19 protein-coding genes are annotated in these 21,604 nt (G+C 70.6%); 8 read left to right on the top strand and 11 right to left on the bottom strand.

Annotated elements, in window-relative coordinates:
* Nucleotides 1-56 precede the first annotated feature (56 nt).
* Entirely contained in the window at nt 57-692 is a 636-nt protein-coding gene (locus tag D1J63_RS11365) for a TetR/AcrR family transcriptional regulator (protein WP_102929955.1), read from the bottom strand.
* A gap of 253 nt (nt 693-945) precedes the next feature.
* Here D1J63_RS11365 and D1J63_RS11360 point away from each other — a divergent pair, with 253 nt between their 5' ends.
* From D1J63_RS11360 to D1J63_RS11340, 4 genes are all read left to right on the top strand, one after another.
* A complete protein-coding gene (locus D1J63_RS11360) occupies nt 946-1,926 on the top strand; it encodes a tetratricopeptide repeat protein (RefSeq protein ID WP_164712801.1) in 981 nt (326 codons plus the stop codon).
* 654 nt (nt 1,927-2,580) lie between these two features.
* The gene (locus tag D1J63_RS11350) at nt 2,581-3,213 is read left to right on the top strand and encodes a DUF6230 family protein (protein ID WP_125628808.1); all 633 of its coding nucleotides are present in this window, start codon (nt 2,581-2,583) and stop codon (nt 3,211-3,213) included.
* A 117-nt stretch (nt 3,214-3,330) separates the two neighbouring features.
* A complete protein-coding gene (locus D1J63_RS11345; RefSeq protein WP_125628807.1) occupies nt 3,331-3,978 on the top strand; it encodes a DUF6114 domain-containing protein in 648 nt (215 codons plus the stop codon).
* Nucleotides 3,968-5,362, top strand: a complete 1,395-nt coding sequence (locus D1J63_RS11340) for a hypothetical protein (RefSeq protein WP_125628806.1) — start codon at nt 3,968-3,970, stop codon at nt 5,360-5,362. Before D1J63_RS11345 ends, D1J63_RS11340 begins: the two co-directional genes overlap by 11 nt.
* 115 nt (nt 5,363-5,477) lie before the next feature.
* On the opposite strand, the gene pyk is transcribed toward D1J63_RS11340, so the two are convergent.
* From pyk to pta, 3 genes are all read right to left on the bottom strand, one after another.
* Complete coding sequence (pyk, locus tag D1J63_RS11335) at nt 5,478-6,908, bottom strand: pyruvate kinase (RefSeq protein ID WP_125628805.1); 1,431 nt, start codon at nt 6,906-6,908, stop codon at nt 5,478-5,480.
* Between the two features lie 74 nt (nt 6,909-6,982).
* The gene (locus D1J63_RS11330) at nt 6,983-8,206 is read right to left on the bottom strand and encodes an acetate kinase (protein WP_102929961.1); all 1,224 of its coding nucleotides are present in this window, start codon (nt 8,204-8,206) and stop codon (nt 6,983-6,985) included.
* A complete protein-coding gene (gene pta, locus D1J63_RS11325; protein ID WP_125628804.1) occupies nt 8,203-10,296 on the bottom strand; it encodes a phosphate acetyltransferase in 2,094 nt (697 codons plus the stop codon). The genes D1J63_RS11330 and pta overlap by 4 nt, the downstream gene beginning before the upstream one ends.
* A 246-nt stretch (nt 10,297-10,542) precedes the next feature.
* Between pta and D1J63_RS11320 the strand changes: the two genes are divergently transcribed.
* A complete protein-coding gene (locus D1J63_RS11320) occupies nt 10,543-11,568 on the top strand; it encodes an ATP-dependent 6-phosphofructokinase (RefSeq protein WP_030402682.1) in 1,026 nt (341 codons plus the stop codon).
* A gap of 39 nt (nt 11,569-11,607) precedes the next feature.
* Here D1J63_RS11320 and D1J63_RS11315 read toward each other — a convergent pair whose 3' ends face one another.
* Nucleotides 11,608-12,606, bottom strand: a complete 999-nt coding sequence (locus tag D1J63_RS11315; protein WP_240798669.1) for a DUF5937 family protein — start codon at nt 12,604-12,606, stop codon at nt 11,608-11,610.
* A 67-nt stretch (nt 12,607-12,673) separates the two neighbouring features.
* Between D1J63_RS11315 and D1J63_RS11310 the strand changes: the two genes are divergently transcribed.
* Nucleotides 12,674-13,582, top strand: coding sequence for an aldo/keto reductase (locus D1J63_RS11310; RefSeq protein ID WP_125628803.1), 909 nt, complete (start codon nt 12,674-12,676; stop codon nt 13,580-13,582).
* A gap of 599 nt (nt 13,583-14,181) precedes the next feature.
* Nucleotides 14,182-14,334, top strand: coding sequence for a hypothetical protein (locus D1J63_RS37120; RefSeq protein ID WP_232249915.1), 153 nt, complete (start codon nt 14,182-14,184; stop codon nt 14,332-14,334).
* 47 nt (nt 14,335-14,381) lie between these two features.
* Here the strand turns inward: D1J63_RS37120 and D1J63_RS11300 are convergent, their stop codons facing one another.
* From D1J63_RS11300 to D1J63_RS11285, 4 genes are all read right to left on the bottom strand, one after another.
* The gene (locus D1J63_RS11300) at nt 14,382-15,095 is read right to left on the bottom strand and encodes a helix-turn-helix transcriptional regulator (protein WP_125628802.1); all 714 of its coding nucleotides are present in this window, start codon (nt 15,093-15,095) and stop codon (nt 14,382-14,384) included.
* Nucleotides 15,096-15,231: 136 nt separating this feature from the next.
* A complete protein-coding gene (locus D1J63_RS11295; RefSeq protein ID WP_125628801.1) occupies nt 15,232-16,089 on the bottom strand; it encodes a carbohydrate ABC transporter permease in 858 nt (285 codons plus the stop codon).
* 1 nt (nt 16,090) lies between these two features.
* Entirely contained in the window at nt 16,091-17,038 is a 948-nt protein-coding gene (locus tag D1J63_RS11290; RefSeq protein ID WP_125628800.1) for a sugar ABC transporter permease, read from the bottom strand.
* Nucleotides 17,035-18,411: an ABC transporter substrate-binding protein gene (locus D1J63_RS11285; protein ID WP_176153733.1), complete on the bottom strand. Its 1,377-nt coding sequence runs from the start codon at nt 18,409-18,411 to the stop codon at nt 17,035-17,037. Before D1J63_RS11285 ends, D1J63_RS11290 begins: the two co-directional genes overlap by 4 nt.
* 243 nt (nt 18,412-18,654) lie before the next feature.
* Here D1J63_RS11285 and D1J63_RS11280 point away from each other — a divergent pair, with 243 nt between their 5' ends.
* The gene (locus D1J63_RS11280; RefSeq protein WP_125628798.1) at nt 18,655-19,194 is read left to right on the top strand and encodes a hypothetical protein; all 540 of its coding nucleotides are present in this window, start codon (nt 18,655-18,657) and stop codon (nt 19,192-19,194) included.
* 18 nt (nt 19,195-19,212) lie between these two features.
* Here D1J63_RS11280 and D1J63_RS11275 read toward each other — a convergent pair whose 3' ends face one another.
* Together D1J63_RS11275 and D1J63_RS11270 are read right to left on the bottom strand one after the other, a co-directional pair.
* A complete protein-coding gene (locus D1J63_RS11275; protein WP_125628797.1) occupies nt 19,213-19,905 on the bottom strand; it encodes a response regulator in 693 nt (230 codons plus the stop codon).
* On the bottom strand, nt 19,902-21,566 hold the full coding sequence (locus D1J63_RS11270; protein ID WP_125628796.1) for a sensor histidine kinase: 1,665 nt from the start codon (nt 21,564-21,566) through the stop codon (nt 19,902-19,904). Before D1J63_RS11270 ends, D1J63_RS11275 begins: the two co-directional genes overlap by 4 nt.
* Nucleotides 21,567-21,604 lie beyond the last annotated feature (38 nt).

Here is a 21,604-nt window from a genome sequence, read left to right as displayed (position 1 = left end):
CTCGGTCGGTCGAGAAGTCACCCGTCGCCGGGCTCGGTCGGCCGAGAGGTCACCCGTTACCCGTCGGTCGGCTCGGTCGGCTGTGTGGTCAGGCCCCACAGGAGGACCTGCGTCAGGCCGCGTACCCATTCCTCGTTCGCCGCCTCCGCGCTGACCAGGGTGCGGTGCACCACCGCTCCCGCGACCATGTCGAAGATCAGGTCCGCCGTGCGGGCCGCCTCCGCCGCGTCCGGCTCCGGCGGCAGCTCGCCCCGGGCCTGGGCCCGTGCCCTGCCCTCCAGGACCAGACGCTTCTGCCGCTCGACGATCGACGTGCGGATGCGCTCGCGCAGCGCGTCGTCGCGCGTGGACTCCGCGACCACCGCCATCAGGCCGCTCCTGGCCTCCGGACGGGCCAGGATCGCCGCGAACTGGAGCACCACGCCCTCGATGTCGTCGGCGAGGGAGCCGCGGTCGGGCAGTTCCAGCTCGTCGAAGAGCTCCGCCACCGCGTCCACGACCAGCTCGTTCTTGCCCGCCCAGCGGCGATAGAGCGTCGTCTTGGCAACCCCGGCCCGCGTGGCGACGTCTCCCAGGGTGAGCTTCGACCAGCCGAGGTCGACCAGGGCGGCCCGCGTCGCGGCCAGGATCGCGGTGTCCGCCGCTGCGCTGCGCGGGCGTCCGGCACGGCCGGCGGGGGTGCTGCTCTGCATCCCCCGACCTTAACCGGCGGGTAACACGGGGTCCGCCGTGAGACAGATCACCGGGGCGGGGTGTTCCGAGGGGCCCTCATGGCATTACGCTACGACGCGTAGCGAAAGCGCGGGTCCGCCCGCGCCCCAGCGACGACCACGGGCGTGGGGTGGGGACCCGGCGCCGAGCAGCACACACGCCGAACAGCACACATCCGGGCGGGCTTTCGACCCGGTTTTCACACGCGCGCGCCGTACGGGGGAGGATAGACCCATGCAGCCACGGAACATGTCCATGAGCGGGGTCGTCGACCTCGCCGCGGTGAAGCAGGCCCAGGAGGCCAAGGCGAAGGCGGAGCAGGCGCGCGCCGAGGCGGCCCGTCAGGGCGGCGGGACGGGTGCCGTCTCCCCGGCCGACCTCGTGATCGACGTCGACGAGGCCGGCTTCGAGAGCGACGTCCTGCAGCGGTCCACCGAGGTCCCGGTCGTCATCGACTTCTGGGCCGAGTGGTGCGAGCCCTGCAAGCAGTTGAGCCCGGTCCTGGAGCGGCTCGCCGTCGAGTACAACGGACGCTTCCTCCTCGCCAAGATCGACGTCGACGCCAACCAGATGCTGATGCAGCAGTTCGGCGTCCAGGGCATCCCGGCCGTGTTCGCGGTCGTCGCCGGACAGGCGCTGCCCCTCTTCCAGGGGGCCGCGAGCGAGGCGCAGATCCGCCAGACCCTGGACCAGCTGGTGCAGGTCGGCGAGGAGCGCTTCGGCCTGACCGGTCTCGTCGTCGACCCCGAGGCGGAGCCGGGTGCCGAGCGCCCCGCCGCCCCCGAGCGCCCCGCCGGGCCGCACGACGCGGCCCTCGACGCCGCCGTGCAGGCGATGGACGCGGGCGACCTGGGCGGCGCCGTCCAGGCGTACAAGAACGTGCTGGCCGAGGAGCCGGGCAACACCGAGGCCAAACTGGGCCTGGCCCAGGCCGAGTTGCTCCAGCGGGTGCAGAACGCCGATCCGCAGAAGGTCCGTCGGGAAGCGGCCGACAGGCCGGGCGACGCCCAGGCGCAGATCGCCGCCGCCGACCTGGACCTGGTGGGCGGTCACGTCGAGGACGCCTTCGGGCGGCTCATCGACACGGTGCGCGTCACGGCGGGCGACGACCGCGACGCCGTACGGGTGCGGCTGCTCGAACTCTTCGAGGTGGTCGGCGCCGACGACCCGCGGGTCACCGCGGCGCGCCGAGCGCTCGCCCGCGCCCTGTTCTAGGCGGCTCCGGGATCGGCGCTCCGGGATCGGCGGTTCAAACGCCATCGACGTGTGGCGCGTGTGAAGGAGCTGTCGAAGTGGCGTCACTGCGGCCGCGCTTTACCAAAACTTGGTAATCGCGGCCGCTGTTACTGCCAGTAAGTCGAGGGCGTCGATCTGTCGGACTCTGTCCATCGATCAATAGTTTTGTTCCGCCCTCATGGCACACCCAGCGTCGCCGTTCGGGCCCGGTGCGTCGCCCCGCGGTCACACGGCCGCTACTAGCCAGTAACGAACCCCCTTGTGTCGGCGGCGAGAATGCACCACGATCGGCGACGCTCGGTCCATTCCCGTACCCCGACAGCCGGTCGGGTCGCGGGGGTTCCTGGGTCCCCACCGAGCAGGGTCGGCGGCAGTGATGCCGGCCCTTTGGGCAGGGGGGTCTTCGCTCATCCGGCGAAGCCTGTCCAGCAGGGTTGTGCGTGATGCGTGTCAGGCGCGACCAGTGGTTGTCGCTCGGGGGTGATCGCCGGTTATTCGGGCGCGTTGTACGTGCCGCCGAGTGCGGGCGCTCTCCTTCCCGAGGACGTAGCACTTCTCCCATCCCTGCCAGACCGGGCCGTCGAACCGGCGGCCGGCCGAGGCCAGGAGATGTACGTCCGAGAAGGAGGAAATATGGAGTCCCAGGTGCGTGGCGGGACCAGATGGAAGCGGTTCGCTGTGGTGATGGTGCCCAGCGTCGCCGCCACGGCTGCGATAGGCGTCGCGCTCGCGCAGGGCGCTCTCGCCGCGTCGTTCAGCGTGTCGGGTCAGTCGTTCAAGGTGACGGCGGACCGGCTCGACGGCACGGGCTTTATGCAGTACGGCGCGATCGACTCGGGTTACACGCTGAAGGGCGAGAAGACGGCTCACCCCGTCGCGGTCTCGGCGTTCGACTCGGCGCAGATCAAGAACATGTGCCAGTCCGTGGTCACCCCGGACATCCCGCTGATCGGTTCGGTCAGCCTCATGCTGAAGGCCGGCGGTGGCGACACCCCGGTCAAGGCGGAGAACCTGTACATCGACGTCGAGGACCTCGAGGCCGATGCCACGTTCCGCGGCATCGACATCGGTGTGGCCGCCAAGGACGCCAACAAGGGTCCGGGCATCAAGAAGGGCGACACCACCAACCCCTACGGGTTCTCGCAGCAGGCCGACTCGGCCACGCTGACCAACGTGAAGCAGACGGCGTGGGCGACCACCGCCGGAACCTTCAAGCTCAGCGGTCTGAAGATGTCGCTGTCCAAGGGTGTCAAGGAGTGCTACTAAGCACCCGTTGACGGGCGGGGGAGCCGGTGGCGCCCCCGCCCGTCCACTCTCCGGCCGCGCCTTCACGCGCGTACCGCATCTCCACCACAGCAAAGCCGTACCAGGGAGCTGTTTTCCATGAGCGCCGAGACTCCTGCCGCAGCCGGCCAGTTCACCCGCCGGAGGCTGCAGTTCCGTGCCTGGCGAGGCGCGCGGCCGTTCTGGGCCGGCCTGTTCGTCGCCCTCGGCGGACTCCCCATCGCCTACTTCCCGTACGCGAACCTCCAGATCGGTCACCTGACGCTGGCGATGTCCACCACCGCCGGAGCCGGGTCCCTGATCATCGGCGTGCTGCTGGTCGTCCTGGGCATCAGCCTGTGGTTCCAGAAGCACGTCAGGGTCTTCGCGGGTGTCGCGGCGATCCTGCTGGCGCTGGTGTCCATCCCCGTCTCCAACCTCGGCGGCTTCCTCATCGGCTTCCTCTTCGCACTGGTCGGCGGGGCCATGGCCGTGTCGTGGGTGCCGGGCGAGCCGCCGCAGGCCGAGCCGCCGCTGGAGGGCAAGGGCACGGACGACGCGCCCGAGGGCGTGGTCCCCGCCGCCGGCGACACCGCCTTCCCCGGCTTCCCGGAGCCCGGGACCCAGGCGTCCGGCCCCGCGGTGCCGGGCCCGCGGGGCGGGCTGGACGACGGGGAGCCCTCCCAGGCCCTCACGGCACCGGGGGCGCACGATCTGTCAGGAACGAGCCCGGCCAACGGGGCGAACGGGAGGCACAGTGCCGGCTGACGAGGTGACCCGCGGGACTGACGTGGAGTCGTCCCGTGTGAGAACCGGGCCGCGCCACGCGGCACCCAAGAAGCCGTTGTTCACCAGGTTCCACATGCCGGCCGGCAAGGCGATAGCCATCGCGGCGATGCCGACGGCCGTGCTCATGGGGATGGGGTTCACGCCGACGCTCGCCCTCGCCGACGGCAACGACGCGTCGCCGCCCTCCAACAGCCTGACGGCCGACGAGTACAAGGACTGCGTGGCGGCCATCGAGGACGCCGAGAAGGACCCGTCCGAGTCGCCCACCCCCTCGCCCTCGGCGACCGACGGGGCCGAGGACGGCAAGGACGACGCGAAGGAGCCCGACCCCTCGGCCTCCACCGGGGACTCGGGCAAGGACGCGGACACGGACGCCGGCACGGACCAGGGCGGCTCCTCTTCGTCGGATTCAGGTTCCGACGACAAGGGCGCCAAGGACGAGCAGGCCGCACCGAGCCCCTCCCCGTCGCAGAGTCAGGAGGCGTCCGGCTCGACCGCCGCGCCGTCCCCCTCCGAGTCGGAGTCCAAGGGCGGCCTGCTGGAGGGCCTCGGCAACACGCTCGAGGACATCTTCACCGGCGGCACGAAGGCCGACGAGAGTCCGAGCCCCACGCCGACCCCCTCGGCGTCCGAGAGCGCGTCCGGAGCGACCGGCGCGCTGAAGGACACCACCGACGAGGTCACCGGCGCCGCGAAGGACACCGTCGAGGGCGCCGGCGACACGGCGTCGAAGGCGGCCGAGGACACCGGGAAGTCGGTGGACAAGGCGGCCGAGGCGGCCAAGGAGGCGGCCGAGAAGGCGAAGGAGGACGCGGCGAAGGCCAAGGAGGACGCCGCCACCGCCACGCCCACCCCCAGCGCCTCCGAGAGCACCGGCACGAACGTCGACGACTGCCCGGTCGCCACCGACGACGAGGGCGGCGTCGACAACAAGGTGCCGCTGCCCGACGACCCCTGGTACCTCAACGCCAGTTCGCTGCTGCTGAAGGGCGCCTCCTACGAGGGGGTCGTCCAGGTGAAGACGGCCAACGGCACCACCAAGAAGGTGCTGAAGTACGTCATCTCGGACGGCACCGACATCGGCGACCTGCACCAGACGGTCAAGGACAAGCAGGCCGGCAAGACCTACCACGTGCAGGCGGCCAAGGGCTCGACGTCCACGATCCGCGACGGCGACACGGTGATGTACACCGAGAGCATCTCGGGCAACCTGCTCGGGCTGATCCCGATCACCTTCGACCCCGACAACCCGCCGCCGCTGGACATCCCGCTCATCTACTTCACCAAGGTGACGGTCGTCCAGGCCGGCCAGTTCGGCGGCACGCTCCACATCCCGGGGCTGCACCAGTACGTGACCGACTGACGCGCCCGCGCGCCCCGTCGGGCGCCGCACGCGCCGTACAACGCCCGAGGGCGCCCCCTGCGACAGGGGGCGCCCTCAGCGCCGTACAAGGGCCCCACGGGGCCGCGGGGTGACGTCAGCCGCGCCGGGTCTCGCCCAGGTGGTGCACGCGGACCATGTTGGTGGTGCCGGGCACGCCGGGGGGCGAACCGGCGGTGATCACGACGATGTCGCCGTCGTTGAACCGGCCCAGGCGCATCGTCTCCTGGTCCACCAGGTCGACCATCTCGTCCGTGCTGTTCACGAACGGCACCACGTGCGGCTCCACGCCCCAGCTGAGCGCCAGCTGGTTGCGGGTGGACTCGTCGGTGGTGAAGGCCAGGATCGGCTGGCAGGCGCGGTAGCGGGAGAGCCGGCGGGCGGTGTCACCGGACTGGGTGAAGGCCACCAGGCCCTTGCCGCCCAGGAAGTCGGCGATCTCCGCGGCGGCACGGGCCACCGAACCGCCCTGCGTGCGCGGCTTCTTGCCCGGCACCAGCGGCTGGAGGCCCTTGGAGAGCAGCTCCTGCTCGGCGGCGGTGACGATCTTCGACATCGTCTTGACCGTCTCGATCGGGTACGCGCCCACGCTCGACTCGGCGGAGAGCATGACCGCGTCGGCGCCGTCCAGGATCGCGTTGGCCACGTCGGAGGCCTCGGCGCGGGTCGGACGGGAGTTGGTGATCATCGACTCCATCATCTGGGTCGCCACGATCACCGGCTTGGCGTTGCGCCGGCACAGCTCGATCAGGCGCTTCTGCACCATGGGGACCTTCTCGAGCGGGTACTCGACGGCCAGGTCGCCACGGGCGACCATGACGGCGTCGAAGGCCGCGACGACGCCCTCCATGTTCTCCACCGCCTGCGGCTTCTCCACCTTGGCGATGACGGGGACGCGGCGGCCCTCCTCGTCCATGACGCGGTGCACGTCGGCGACGTCCTTGGCGTCCCGGACGAAGGAGAGGGCGACCAGGTCGCAGCCCATGCGCAGCGCGAACCGCAGGTCCTCGACGTCCTTCTCGGACAGCGCGGGGACGTTCACCGCGGCGCCGGGCAGGTTGATGCCCTTGTGGTCGGAGATGACGCCGCCCTCGATGACGATCGTCTTCACCCGGGGGCCCTCGACCTCGGTGACCTTCAGCTCGACGTTGCCGTCGTTGATGAGCACCTGGTCGCCCTTGGTGACGTCACCGGGCAGGCCCTTGTACGTCGTGCCGCAGATCGTCCGGTCGCCCGGGACGTCCTCCGTGGTGATGGTGAACTCGTCACCGCGCACCAGCTCGACGGGACCCTCCGCGAAGGTCTCCAGGCGGATCTTCGGGCCCTGCAGGTCGGCGAGGACACCGATGGCCCGGCCGGTCTCCTTGGCGGCGGACCGCACCCGGTCGTAACGACCCTGGTGCTCGGCGTGGGTGCCGTGGCTGAAGTTGAAGCGGGCCACGTTCATGCCGGCTTCGATCAGCGTGACGAGCTGCTCGTGGGAGTCGACCGCGGGGCCGAGAGTACAGACGATTTTCGAACGGCGCATGGGTGCCATCCTATCGGTTTGTTTCGGCGCGGAATATTCCGTCTGGCGGAAAATACAAAAGGGCGGGATGCCGCTCAGGTGAGATTCTGATTCCCCGACTCATTCACAAGTGCGTAGCTCTGCGTCGCGATCTCCATTTCCTCGTCCGTCGGCACCACCGCCACCGCCACCCGCGCGTCAGCGGGCGAGATCAGCCGCGCCTCGTCGCCGCGTACGGCGTTCAGTTCGCCGTCCACCGCGAGGCCCAGTCCCTCCAGGCCCGCCACGGCAGCCTCCCGCACCGGTGCCGCGTTCTCACCGACCCCGGCCGTGAAGGCCACCGCGTCCACCCGTCCGAGAACGGCGTAATAGGCGCCGATGTACTTCTTCAACCGGTGAATGTAGATGTCGAAGGCCAGCCCCGCCTGCTCGTCGCCCTCGTCCACCCGGCGGCGGATCTCCCGCATGTCGTTGTCCCCGCACAGACCGAACAGGCCGCTCCTCTTGTTGAGAAGAGTGTCGATCTCGTCGGCGGACATTCCGCCAACACGCATCAAATGGAAGATGACGGCCGGGTCCATGTCTCCCGAGCGCGTACCCATCACGAGCCCCTCCAAAGGCGTCAGCCCCATGGAGGTGTCCACGCACCGCCCGCCCCGCACGGCCGAGGCGGAGGCCCCGTTGCCCAGGTGCAGCACGATCACGTTCACGTCCTCGGGCGCCCGGCCGAGTAGCCGCGCGGTCTCCCGGGAGACGTACGCGTGCGAGGTGCCGTGGAAGCCGTAGCGGCGGATGCGGTACCGGTCGGCGATCTTCGGGTCGATCGCGTAGCGCGCCGCGGACTCGGGCATCGTCGTGTGGAACGCGGTGTCGAAGACCGCCACCTGGGGCAGGTCGGGACGGAGCGCCTGCGCGGTGCGGATGCCGGTGAGGTTGGCCGGGTTGTGCAGCGGTGCGACCGGGATCAGCCGCTCGATCTCGGTCAGCACGTTCTCGTCGACGAGGGTGGGCTCGCTGAAGAACTCGCCGCCGTGCACCACCCGGTGCCCGATCGCGGCCAGCTCCGGGGAGTCCAGGCCCAGACCGTCCCGGCCCAGCTCGGCGGCGACCGCCTTCAGGGCGGCCTCGTGGTCGGCGATCGGGCCGTTCTGCTCCCGGGTGTCGCCGGCGGCCACGTGGGTGTGGATCAGCCGCGACGTCCGCTCGCCGATGCGCTCGACCAGGCCGACCGCCAGCCGCTCGCCCCCGCGCATGTCGATCAGCTGGTACTTCACCGACGAGGAGCCGGAGTTGAGGACGAGGACACGTGTGGGGCTCACTGGGCGGACGCCTTCTCGGTCGGGGACTGCTGGGCCTGGATCGCCGTGATGGCGACGGTGTTGACGATGTCCTGCACGAGCGCGCCCCGCGACAGGTCGTTGACCGGCTTGCGCAGGCCCTGGAGCACCGGGCCCACCGCGATGGCTCCGGCCGAGCGCTGCACCGCCTTGTACGTGTTGTTGCCGGTGTTCAGGTCGGGGAAGATCAGCACGCTGGCCTGCCCGGCGACCGCCGAGCCCGGGAGCTTGGTCGCGGCCACCGACGGCTCGACCGCCGCGTCGTACTGGATCGGCCCCTCGATGCTGAGGTCCGGGCGGCGCGAGCGGACCAGCTCGGTGGCCTCGCGCACCTTGTCGACGTCCGCGCCGGAACCGGACGTGCCCGTCGAGTACGACAGCATCGCGATCCGCGGCTCCACCCCGAACTGCGCCGCCGTCGACGCCGACTGCGCGGCGATGTCGGCGAGCTGCTCCGCGTCCGGGTCCGGGTTGACCGCGCAGTCGCCGTAGACCAGCACCTTGTCGGCCAGGCACATGAAGAAGACGGAGGAGACGATCGCCGCGTCCGGCTTGGTCTTGATGATCTCGAAGGCCGGGCGGATGGTCGCCGCAGTCGAGTGCACCGACCCCGACACCATGCCGTCGGCAAACCCTTCCTGCACCATCAGCGTGCCGAAGTAGTTCACGTCGGAGACCACGTCGTACGCCAGCTCCACCGTCACGCCCTTGTGGGCGCGCAGGGCCGCGTACTTCTCGGCGAAGGAGTCGCGCAGCTCGCTGGCGGCCGGGTCGATCAGCTCGGCACCGGCCAGGTCGATACCGAGGTCGGCGGCCTTCTTGCGGATCTGCTCGACCGGGCCGAGCAGCGTCAGCTCGCACACGCCCCGGCGCAGCAGCACCTCCGCCGCGTGCAGCACCCGCTCCTCGGTGCCCTCGGGCAGGACGACCCGGCGCAGGTCGGAGCGGGCCTGTTCGAGCAGCTTGTGCTCGAACATCATCGGCGTGACGCGGTCGCTGCTGGGCGCGGAGACCCGCTTGTTCAGCTCGGCGGTGTCGATGTACCGCTCGAAGACGCCGAGGGCGGTCTCCGCCTTGCGCGGGGTGGCTGCGTTGAGCTTGCCCTCCAGGGAGAACAGCTGCTCGGCGGTGGGGAAGCTGGTGCCCGTCACCGACAGCACCGGCGTGCCCGGGGCCAGCCGGTTGGCGAGGGTGAGGATGCCCTCGCCGGGCACCTCGTCCAGGGTCAGCAGCACGCCGGCTATCGGCGGGGTGCCGGCGCTGTGCGCGGCCAGCGTGCCGATCACCAGGTCGGCCCGGTCGCCCGGCGTGATCACCAGGCAGCCCGGGGTCAGCGCGGCCAGCAGGTTGGGCAGCATGGCCCCGCCGAAGACGAAGTCCAGCGCGTCGCGGGCCAGCCCGGAGTCGTCCCCGAGCACCACCCGGGCGCCCAGCGTGTGCGCGATCTGCGAGACCGTCGGCGCGGACAGGGCGGGCTCGTCCGGCACCACCCAGCACGGCACCGGCAGCCGGTGCGCGAGCCGCTCGGCGATCTCGTCCCGGTCCTCGCGGGCGACCCGGTTGGTCACCATGGCCAGCACGTCGCAGCCCAGGCCGTCGTACGCACGGAAGGCGTTGTGGGTCTCGGCCAGCACCGACTCCGCGGTCTGCCGGCGGCCCCCGACGACGGGCAGCACCGAGGCGCCGAACTCGTTCGCCAGCCGCGCGTTCAGCGACAGCTCGTCCGGGAACTGCGTGTCGGCGTAGTCGGTGCCCAGGACGAGGACGACGTCGTAGTCCCGCGCCACCAGGTGGAACCGGTCGACCAGCGCGGACACCAGCTCGTCCACGCCCTGCTCGGCCTGGAGGAGGGAGGCCTCCTGGTAGTCCATGCCGTACACCGTCGCCGGGTCCTGCGCGAGCCGGTAGCGGGCGCGCAGCAGCTCGAAGAGCCGGTCGGGCCCGTCGTGGACCAGGGGACGGAACACGCCGACCCGGTCGACCTGCCGGGTGAGCAGCTCCATCACCCCCAGCTCGACGACCTGGCGGCCGTCGCCGCGGTCGATACCGGTCACGTACACGCTGCGCGTCACGCGGGCTCTCCGTTTCCTCGGGGTGAGCGTTGCCTCGGGCTGTTTCGTCGGGCCGTCTCGTCGGGCTGATTCGGCTGGCTGAGCGGGTGGCCGGAACCCTCTTGACAGTACCTCCGGCGACGGTTACGGCGCCCGTCAGCGTCCGTCGCCGCCCCTCCGTCGTCCGCCGGTCGTCCGTCGCCGCCCGGGCCGTGAAAGAATTGGATCGGCTCACCGGTGTCAACAGCGAGCAGGAGACACAGCACGATGCGTATCGGCGTACTCACCGCAGGCGGCGACTGCCCCGGCCTGAACGCAGTGATCCGGTCGGTCGTGCACCGAGCGGTCGACAACTACGGCGACGAGGTCATCGGCTTCGAGGACGGCTACGCGGGCCTGCTGGACGGCCGGTACCGCACCCTCGACCTCAACGCCGTCAGCGGCATCCTCGCCCGCGGCGGCACCATCCTCGGCTCTTCCCGCCTGGAGCGCGACCGGCTCCGCGAGGCCTGCGAGAACGCCGGCGACATGATCCAGAACTTCGGCATCGACGCCCTGATCCCGATCGGCGGCGAGGGCACCCTCACGGCCGCCCGGATGCTGTCGGACGCAGGCCTCCCGGTCGTCGGCGTGCCGAAGACCATCGACAACGACATCTCCTCCACCGACCGCACCTTCGGCTTCGACACCGCCGTCGGCGTCGCGACCGAGGCGATGGACCGCCTGAAGACCACCGCCGAGTCCCACCAGCGCGTGATGGTCGTCGAGGTCATGGGCCGGCACGCCGGCTGGATCGCCCTGGAGTCCGGCATGGCCGCCGGCGCCCACGGCATCTGCCTGCCCGAGCGCCCCTTCGACCCCGCCGACCTGGTCAAGATGGTCGAGGAGCGCTTCTCCCGCGGCAAGAAGTTCGCCGTCGTCTGCGTCGCCGAGGGCGCCCACCCCGCCGAGGGCACCATGGACTACGGCAAGGGCGCCATCGACAAGTTCGGCCACGAGCGCTTCCAGGGCATCGGCACCGCGCTCGCCTTCGAGCTGGAGCGCCGCCTCGGCAAGGAGGCCAAGCCGGTCATCCTCGGCCACGTCCAGCGCGGCGGCACCCCGACCGCGTACGACCGCGTCCTCGCCACCCGCTTCGGCTGGCACGCGGTGGAGGCCGCACACCGGGGCGACTTCGGCCGGATGACGGCGCTGCGCGGCACGGACGTCGTGATGGTGCCGCTGGCCGAGGCCGTCACCGAACTGAAGACGGTCCCGAAGGACCGGATGGACGAGGCGGAGTCGGTCTTCTGAGTGGTCGGCTCCGTAAGTCCTTCGGGGGTTGACGTGTGCTCAGGCGGAGGCGGCTTGGAGAAGGGTCTCGGCTGCGGCGGTGCGGGCGTAGAGGACGGAGCGGCCGGCGCGGTGGGCGCTCACCAGGCCCGCGTTGCGGAGTGCGGTGAGGTATTGGGATACCCCTGCGGGGGAGAGTCCGGTGCGGTGGGCCAGCTGTGTGGTGGAGGCCGGGATCTCCAACTCGGTGAGCAGCAGGGTTCTCGAGCGGCCGAGTACGGTGGCGAGGGTGTCGGTCTGGGTGACGGGGCGCTTCGTCCATAGTGAGCCGACACCGCGCGGCGGGTAGGCGAGTTGGGGCGGGTCCGGCGGTGTCGTGCGGGTGCGCAAGCCTGGTCCGGTGAAGGCCGAGGGGATCAGCAGCAGTCCCGTGCCTGCCGTTGTGCGGGTTAGCGGCTGCTTTCGGCGGGACATCCGGAGCGCGTCGTTGTCCCAGCTCAGGGACGTGTGCAGGTCGTTGAGGAGGTGGCCGGTGCCGTGCTCGGCGGCCAGGCGGGCCCGGTAGAGGATGTCTGCTTCCAGGACTGCCCGGATGCGTGCCCAGTAGGGGGCGAGTGCTAGGTCCCAGTACGTTTCGAGCTCTTCTGTGACTTTGGCCAGGAGGCCCTCTGGGTTGTTGTGCAGGGCTCGTAGTCGGGGGCCGAGTGTCCCCTGGTGGCGGGCGAGGTGGTCGAGGTCCTGGCGTACCCGGGCGGTGGGCGATTTCCGGATCGCGTCCCACTCTGCCGACGGAGTGGGGGCCGCTCCGGCGGGCGCCGGGTTGAGGAAGTCGGGGACATAGCCGCCGGTGGGCGGGATCAGCTCGTAGAGCCAGCCCCGGTCCAGCCCGGCCGCCACCATACGTGGGCGTACCTGGTCGACCCAGGCCCGGTGGAGCGGATGCGCGGCGGCGGACGTCAGCAGCCGGAAGCTGGGTGCGACCTCCCACATCGGTGAGACGGCGAACCGCACCTGCGCCAGATCATTCGCCGAGAACGCCAACTCTGCCAGGACAACCACTCCTCAATAGATTCAGGCATGTGTGAATCAATGGTGGGTCAGCCTACCGTGCGGAGATCATCCCTCCATGAACCCACAAACGGTCACCGCGACGGCATCGGACACCTGGAACCTCGGCGACCTGACGGTCAACCGGATCGGTTTCGGCGCGATGCGCCTGCCCCAGCACGGCGAGGCATTCGCCGCCGATGCCGTCCCACGCGACCGCGACCAGGCGATCCGTGTGCTGCGCCGCGCGGTCGAACTCGGCGTGAACCACATCGACACCGCTGCGTTCTACTTCTCGCCGCTGCGCTCCGCCAACGAGCTGATCAACCGCGCCTTGGCCCCCTACGAGGAGGGTCTCGTCATCACCACCAAGGTCGGACCGGGCCGCGATCCCTCGGGCCGGTGGCTGCCGCATGCCACCCCCGAGCAACTCCGCGGCCAGGTCGAGGAGAACCTGCGCCAGCTCGGCCGCGACCACCTCGACGTGGTGAACCTGCGCATCGTCGGCACCGATTCCATCGCCGAACGCTTCGGCGCACTCGCCGAACTGTGCGATGCCGGACTCATCCGTCACCTGGGCTTGTCCAACATCCGCCCCCACCACCTCGCCGAGGCTCAGGCCATCGCTCCGGTGGTCTGCGTCCAGAACATGTACGGCATCGGCGCATCACCCGAGCAGAAGGAGTTCCTGAACCTCTGCGGCGAGCAGCGCATCGCGTTCGTGCCGTTCTACTCGATCGCCGGCACCGGACGCACCGCCGGCGCGACCACCGACCACAGCCCGGAGGTGCACGCCATCGCGCGCGCCCACGGCGTGAGCACGGCCCAGATCCGGCTGGCGTGGACCCTGCATCAGGGCTCCCACGTTCTGGCCATCCCCGGCACCGGCGACCTCGACCACCTCGCCCAGAACGTCGCCGTCGGCTCCCTGCGCCTGTCTGAGGACGAACTGACCACCCTGGACACACTCCACCACGAAGCTGCATGAGCAAGATCCGCATGGCGTTGTGATCCACTTCTGCTGATCGGCCTGTATGCCTTGCCAGTTCTTGCAGCCCGCCCCCATCACCCTGACTACCGCCGAGCGGCAACGGTTGAAGAAGGCGGCCTCCGGTCACAAAACTCCGCACCAGAGCAGGGGCCGGTTCGCCGACGGCGGCCTGCCGGCCCTGACCGACCTCAGACGCAGCGGGCGCCCGGCCCGCTTCACGCCCGTACAGGTCGCCGAGGCAAAGGCCCTGGCCTGCCGGCTCCCGGCCGAGACCGGGGGTGCCGCTGGCACGCTGGTCGTGCCCGGAACTGGCCGCCGAACTGACCGCGCGCGCGTCACCGAAACCGTCTCGGCGTCCACCGTGCGCCGCTGGCTACACCAGGACACGCTCAAACCCTGGCAGCACCAGTCCTGGATCTTCATCCGGGAACCCGGACTTCCGCGCCAAGGCCCAGCGCATCCTAGACCTGTACGCCCGAACCTACGAAGGCGAACCGCTCGGCCCGAACGAGTACGTGATCTCCAGCGACGAGAAAACCTCGGTCCAAGCCCGCTGCCGCTGCCACCCGACCCTCGCCCCAGGCCGGTCCAGGGCGATGCGCGTCAACCACGAGTACGGCCGCGGCGGCGCCGTGGCCCACCTGGGCGCCTACGACGTCCAGCGGGCGAGAGTCTTCGGCCGCTGCGAGGCCACCACCGGCATCGTGCCGTTCGTGAACCTTGTCGAGCAGGTCATGGTACGCGCATGATCAACCCCGAAGGACTTACGGAGCCGACCACTAAGCCCTGAAGACCTTTACGGGTGCTTCTCCACCGCCGACCAGAAGTGGTCCACGATCCGGTCGAGGAAGTCCCGGCCCCCGGCGCTGGAGTCGGGGGCGCCGCCGCCCCAGCTGAGGGTGGCGGCCATCCGTCCCTGGTAGTCCTGGTGCAGCACCTGGAGCACGTTCTCCAGCACCCGCCGGTCCAGCGGCGCCAGCTTGGCGATCGGGCGCACACACCCCTGCCAGCGGGTGGTCACCGCGCTCGTCAGCAGCTCGGCCAGCTTCTCCTCGCGCCCGGTGACGGTCACGAAGTCGGGCAGCGTGAGGCCGAGCACGTCGGCGAGCTGGGCCGACTGCCGGTCGGTGCCGCGCCAGTCGTCCGCCTCCTCCATCCGCTGGTAGGCGGAGAGCCCGAGCCCGACCGCCCGGGCCACGTCCTCCGGCGCCAGACCGCGGGCGACGCGGTGCTCGCGCAGGGACTGCGGCCGTCCGATCAGCTCGCCCGGCGAGCACCACAGCACCCCCGCGAGCGCGGTCAGCTCCGGGCCCTCGGGGGAGGCCGTCCCCCGTTCCCAGGCGATGACGAGGTCGGGGGTGACGTACGGCAGGCCGTACGAGACCCGTATGCCGTGGGCGACGTGCTCGGGCCCCATGTTGAGGGCGGCACGCAGCCGGCGGGCGGCGAGGGCGTTGAACGGAGGGCCCGAGTGGCTCGGGTGAGGTGAGGGTCGGCGCACGCGCCACACCGTAGGGGTCCGGGGCGATGCTGACTACGGGCTGTTCGGCCAGCGATACGGATTGTAGGAACGTACGGGGGACGTACGAGGAACCTACGGGCGCGAGCGGACTCGCGCGCGCCCCCTCCTCGGTGTTCCCCGCGCCCTACCCCTTCACCGCCCCGCCCAGCGCGAACCCGCCGCCCAGCCGCCGGGAGATCAGCACGTACAGCAGCACGACCGGCGTGGAGTAGACGATCGAGAACGCCGCCAGCTGCCCGTACGCCACCATGCCCCGGTTGCCGAAGAAGTCGTTGATGCTGACCGAGGCGGGCATCTGGTCCGGGGAGAGCAGCAGCATGAAGGGGACGAAGAAGTTCCCCCACATCATCACGAACGAGAAGACGGTCACCACCGCCACGCCCGGTCCCATCAGCGGGAGCACGATCCGCAGCAGTGACTGGAACGACGACGCCCCGTCCGTCCACGCCGCCTCCTCCAGCTCCTTCGGCACCCCGTCCATGAAGTTCTTCATCAGCCAGATCGCGAAGGGCAGCTGCGAGGCGGCGAAGAAGAAGATCGTCCCCTGCATGGTGTCGATCATGTTCACCCGCACGAACAGCGCGTAGACCGGCACCATGATCGCCGTGATCGGCAGGCTGGTCGCGAACAGGATCGTCAGCAGGAACGGCCGGTTCAGCCGAGACCGGAAGCGGGAGAGCGGATACGCCGCGAGCGCCGCGCACACAACCGTCAGCAGCGTCGCCCCGCCGCACAGGATCAGGCTGTTGAGCAGCGGGGTGAAGGTGATCTCCGGGGTGAGGATCGCGTCGAAGTTCTCCAGCGTGACCCCGTCGGGGACCTTGACGCGGAGGCTCGCGTGCGGGTCGAGGGCGGACAGCACCACCCAGGCCAACGGCAGCACGAAGGCCGCGGCGGCCACCAGCAGCCCGGCGTCGGCGGCCGTACGGCGCCGGTTGCGCCGGGAGGCGGGGGTGCGGCGGGGCTTGAGCGTGTCCGTCATCTCAGACCTCCGTCCGCAGCAGACGCAGGTACACGACCGAGAACAGCGAGCCGATCAGCAACAGCAGCAGCGCCACCGCCGTGCCGTACCCGATCAGGCTGTTCTGGAAGGCCTGCTCGTACATGAACAGCGGCAGCGTCTGGCTCTTGCCGCTCGGCCCGCCCCGCGTCATCACCCAGATCAGCCCGAAGACCGAGAGGGTCTGGAGGGTGTTCAGCATGAGGTTGGTGCCGATGGAGCGCCGGATCATCGGCAGCGTGATGTGCCACATCCGACGCCAGCCGCTCGCGCCGTCCACCTCGGCGGCCTCGGTGATCTCCTTGGGGATCTCGTTCAGCGCGGCGGAGTACACCAGCATCGAGAACGCCGTGCCCCGCCACACGTTGGCGAAGGACACCGCCAGGATCGGCAGCGTGAACAGCCAGTTCTGGGAGGGGAGATGGAGCCAGTCCAGGATGGCGTTCAGGGTGCCCTCGCGCCGGAAGAAGGCGTAGAGCAGGAAGCCCGCCACCACCTCCGGCAGCACCCAGGCCGTGACAACGATGCCACCGGTGAGCGTACGGACCGGCTTCGACGCCCGCCGCATCAGCGAGGCCAGCGCCAGCCCCAGGGTGTTCTGCCCGATCAGCGAGGACAGCACGGTGAACACCAGGGTCAGCCATACGGCGTTGAGGAACGCCTCGTCCCGGAAGGCGCGGGTGAAGTTGTCGAAGCCGACGAAGGACTCCTGGGCCTGCCCGGTGAGCTGGAGGTCGGTGAAGGCGATGACGACGCAGTAGACGATCGGACCGGCGAGGAAGAGCAGCAGCAGGACGAGGGCGGGGGAGACGGGCAGGGCACGGAACAGGGACCGGCGGACGGTACCGGACCGCCCGCCGGAACCGGCGGCCGGGGACGCCGGGGTCTTCCGCACCCCCCGCCCCGCGTGCTGCGGCGCGGTCGCCGTCACTTGCTCACCACCTGGTTGTCGGTCGCCTCCTTGAGCGCCTCGTCGTAGTCGCGCGCCGCCTCCTCGACCGACTTGTCACCGGTCGTGACGCCCTCCATCGCCTCCTGGATGGCGACGGACACCTTCGGGTACGCCGGGTAGGCGGGCCGGTAGTGGGTGTCGGCGACGAGGTCGGTGAAGAACTTGATGCCGGGCTGGGCCGCGACGTAGGCGGGGTCGGCGGCGACGTCCTTGCGGACCGCGATGCCGGAGTTGGCGATGTACCACTTCTGGGCGTTGGCCTTGGTCTGCATCGTCTTGACGAACTCGAAGGCGAGGTCGGGGTTGCCCGCCTTGGCCGGAATGGCCCAGGTCCACCCACCGGACATGCTCACGCGCCCCGGTGCCTGGCCGTTCTGCGTCGGCATGGCGGCCAGCCCCAGCTCCTTCGACCACTCCGGCCACTCGTGCCCGCTGCCCTCCAGCCAGTCCTGCGGCAGCCAGGAGCCGTCGAGCGCGATCCCGAGCTTGCCCTGCGGCAGCAGCTCACCGCGCACCTTGGTGCCGAAGTTGGGGTCGAGCGCGTCGGAGACCTCCGGACCGAGCTTCTCCTTGTACACGGTCTCGACGAAGGCGAGGGAGTCCTTGAACCCCTGCCCCGCCGTGATCCACTTCTTGCTGCCCTTGTCGTACAGCGGATCGGCGCCGCCGTCCCCCGTCCCGTACAGCAGCATCTCGAAGCCCTGCATGGTGGCGGCCTCGCCGGCGGGCTTGCCGGTGTAGACGTTGATCGGGGTGACGCCGGGCACCTTCTCCTTGATCGTGCGGGCGGCGTCGAGCACCTCGTCCCAGGTCTTCGGCTGCCAGTCGGCGGGCAGCCCCGCCTTGGCGAACACGTCCTTGCTGAACCACAGCCCCCGCGTGTCCGTCCCGTCCGGCACGCCGTACGTCTTGCCGTCCTCGCCCTGCGCGGCCGCCTTCGCCGTGTCGACGAACTGGTCCCAGTCCTTCCAGTCGGCCAGGTACTCGTCGAGCGGCTTCAGATACCCGCTGGTGATGTCGGAGTTGATGAGGAACGTGTCCTCGTAGACCAGGTCGGGCGCGGTCTTGGGGGAGCGGAGCATCTGCTGGAGCTTGGTGTAGTACTCCGAGTCCGGCGCCTTGATGGGGACGAGTTCGACCTTCTTCCCCGGGTTGGCCTTCTCGAACTGCTTCTTGATGTCGGCCAGGTACTCGTCCATCACCTTGATGGAGTTGTCCGTCGACTGCTTGAAGGAGACCTTCACCGTGTCCGGATCACTGCCGGAGCCGCTCCCGCAGGCGGCGAGCGAGGTGGAGGCGAGCGCGGTGAGGGCGAACAGGGCGGTGAACCGGACGGTGGGGCGCACGGGCATGACCTCCTACGGGCGCACGACACTGTGGCCTGGATGGCTGCTCGGCGAACGTAAGAGGAGTGGTCTAGTCAGGTCAATGCGTGTGCGCGGGATTACCCCTGGAGGAGGTGAATGGGGGTTCGGGGAGGCCCGGGAGCCCGGGGGCGGGACGCAGATGTGGGCGGTGGTGCCTCGGGGTGGGGCTGGGCGGTACGTGAGGTGTCGGGCATAGTCGTCAGCCACCACCTGAGAGAAGGGAACGACGTGCCGGAACAGGACGTCACCGTAGGCCAGTTGCTGCTCGCCGAGTACGAGAGTGTGAAGGGTGAGCAGAGGGCGAGGATCGGGTTCCGGGACAATCTCCTCTACGTGACGCTGGCCGTCGTGGCCGCCGTCATCGCCGCCGCGGCGCAGGCCGAGCAGCCCTCGATGCTGCTGGCGTTGCCGCCGGTGTGCGTCGTGCTCGGGTGGACGTACCTCGTCAACGACGAGAAAATCTCGGCGATCGGGCTCTACGTCCGGGACGACCTTGGGCCCCGGCTTGCCGAACTCGCCGCGCACGGAGGTCGTTTCGCGACCTTCGGGTGGGAGGCGTACCACCGGACCGACACCCGGCGCCGGTCCCGCAAGGTGATACAGACGGTGATCGACCTGACGGCGTTCTGCGCGGTGCCGTTGGCGGCGCTGGTCGTCTTCTGGTCGAACGGCGATGCCGGTGGGCTGCTCGTTGCGCTTTCGGTCCTGGAGGCGCTGGCCGTCGTGGGGCTCGCCTCGCTAGTCGTGTGGTACACGCAGGGCGCGTGACCGGCCAGCCGGCGCGGCTCACCGCCCCCGCGCCCACCGGTACACCAACTCCGGCCGCCCCACCTGACCGTACTGCGGGCTGCGCCCCGCCCGGCCCGCGTCGACCAGGTGTTCCAGGTAACGCCGGGCCGTGATGCGGGAGATGCCCACCGCCTCGGCGACCCCGGCGGCCGTGAGGCCCTCCTCCGAGCCGCGCAGGGCGCCCGTGACCCGCTCCAGCGTCGGGCCGCTGAGGCCCTTGGGCAGGGCCGCCGGGCCGGGGGCGCGGAGGGTGGCGAGGGCGCGGTCGACCTCGTCCTGGCCGCTGGCCTCCCCGGCGGCGTTCCGGAACTCCGCGTAGCGCACCAGGCGGTCGCGGAGGGTGGCGAAGGTGAAGGGTTTCAGGACGTACTGGACGACGCCCAGGGAGACCCCCTCCCGTACGACCGTCAGGTCCCGTGCCGACGTCACCGCTATCACGTCGGTGTGGTGGCCCGCCGCCCGCAGCGAGCGGGCCAGCTGGAGTCCGTGCACGTCCGGCAGGTGCAGGTCGAGCAGGAGCAGGTCGACCGGCGTGCGGTCCAGCATTCGGCGGGCCTCCGCGCCCGTGTGGGCCTTGCCGACCGCCGTGAACCCCGGCACCCGGCCGACGTACATGACGTGCGCGTCGGCGGCGACGGGGTCGTCCTCGACGACCAGGACCCGGATGGGCTGCGCGTCGGCCGTGCTCACACCGCACCCCCGGCGCCAGGTCTGCCCGCCGCGGCGGCCGGTGCCGCTCCGTCGCCCAGCGGCAGCCGGGCCTCGAAGCGGGCGCCGCCGCCCTCCGCCTCCGCCACGGTCAGGGTGCCGTCGTGCCGCCGCACCGCCTGCCGGACCAGGGCGAGGCCCAGTCCGCGCCCGCCCTCGCCGGCCGGCTTGGTCGAGAAGCCCCGCTCGAAGACCAGGTCCGCGTGGGCGGGATCGACCCCGGCGCCGGTGTCCGACACGCGTAGGACCAGCTCCGAGCCGACGTCCCCGGAAGCCTCCGTGTACGCCGCCACCGTCACCCGCGACGGCACCGCGCCCTGCGCCGCGTCCACCGCGTTGTCCACCAGGTTGCCCAGGATCGTTACCAGGTCCCGGGCGGGCAGCGACGGCGGCAGCAGTCCGTCGTCCAGTCGGCTGTCCTGCGACACCACCAGCTCCACTCCCCGCTCGTTGGCCTGCGCCGTCTTGCCCAGCAGCAGCGCCGCGAGCACCGGCTCGCTCACCGCCGCCACCACCTGGTCGGTGAGGGCCTGCGCCAGCTCCAGCTCCGCCGTCGCGAACTCCACGGCCTCTTCCGCCCGCCCCAGCTCGATCAGCGAGACGACCGTGTGCAGCCGGTTCGCCGCCTCGTGCGCCTGCGAGCGCAGCGCCTGCGTGAAACCGCGCTCCGAGTCCAGCTCGCCCGTCAGCGACTGAAGTTCGGTCACGTCCCGCAGCGTCACCACCGTGCCCCGGCGCTCGCCGCCGGAGACCGGCGAGGTGTTCACCACCAGCACCCGGTCCGCCGCCAGGTGCACCTCGTCCACCCGCTGCTCCGACGCCAGCAGCGCCCCGGTCAGCTGCGACGGCAGCCCGAGGTCCGCCACCGAGGCCCCGATCACGTCACCGTGCACGCCGAGCAGCTCCCGTCCGCCGTCGTTGATGAGCGCGACGCGGTACTGCCCGTCCAGCATCAGCAGCCCCTCCCGCACCGCGTGCAGCGCGGCCTGATGGTAGTCGTGCATCCGGCTCAGCTGGTCCGCGTTCATGCCGTGCGTGTGCCGGCGCAGCCGCGCGTTGATCACGTACGTGCCGACCGCGCCGAGCAGCAGCGCCCCTGCCGCCACCCCCGACAGGGCCGTGAGCTGCTCCTGCGCCCTCTTGCTGATCTCCTCGACCTTGATCCCCGCGCTGACCAGACCGACGATCCGGCCGTCGTCCGTGATCGGTGTGACCGCCCGGACCGAGGGGCCGAGCGTGCCCGTGTAGGTCTCGGTGAAGGTCTGGCCCCGCTGCGCGCGCTCGATGTGGCCCTGGAAGAGGTGGCCGATTTGCTTCGGGTCCGGGTGGGTCCAGCGGATGCCCTCCGGATTCATGATCGTCACGAAGTCCACGTCCGTGTCCTCCATGACCCGCACCGCGTACGGCTGGAGGCGGGCCGTCGGGTCCGGGGTGCGGATCGCCTCCGCCACGGACGGCGAGTCGGCGATCGCCAGCGACACCGCCCTGGCCTGGCGTCCGGCGGCCTCCTCCGCCTGCCCCCGGTCGCTGAGGTAGGTGAACAGCGCGTACCCGACCACGACGACCGCTATCAGTACGGCCTGCATGGCGAAGAGCTGCCCGGCCAGCGAGCGCGGGCGGGGTCTCGGAACGCGGAGGTGCATGCCGCCAGTCTCCCTCGTGGCTGGATTGTGAACTAAAT

The organism is Streptomyces sp. KPB2 (assembly GCF_003950055.1).
GTDB lineage: Bacteria > Actinomycetota > Actinomycetes > Streptomycetales > Streptomycetaceae > Streptomyces > Streptomyces salinarius.
This window is presented reverse-complemented; position numbering and strand designations above follow the sequence as displayed.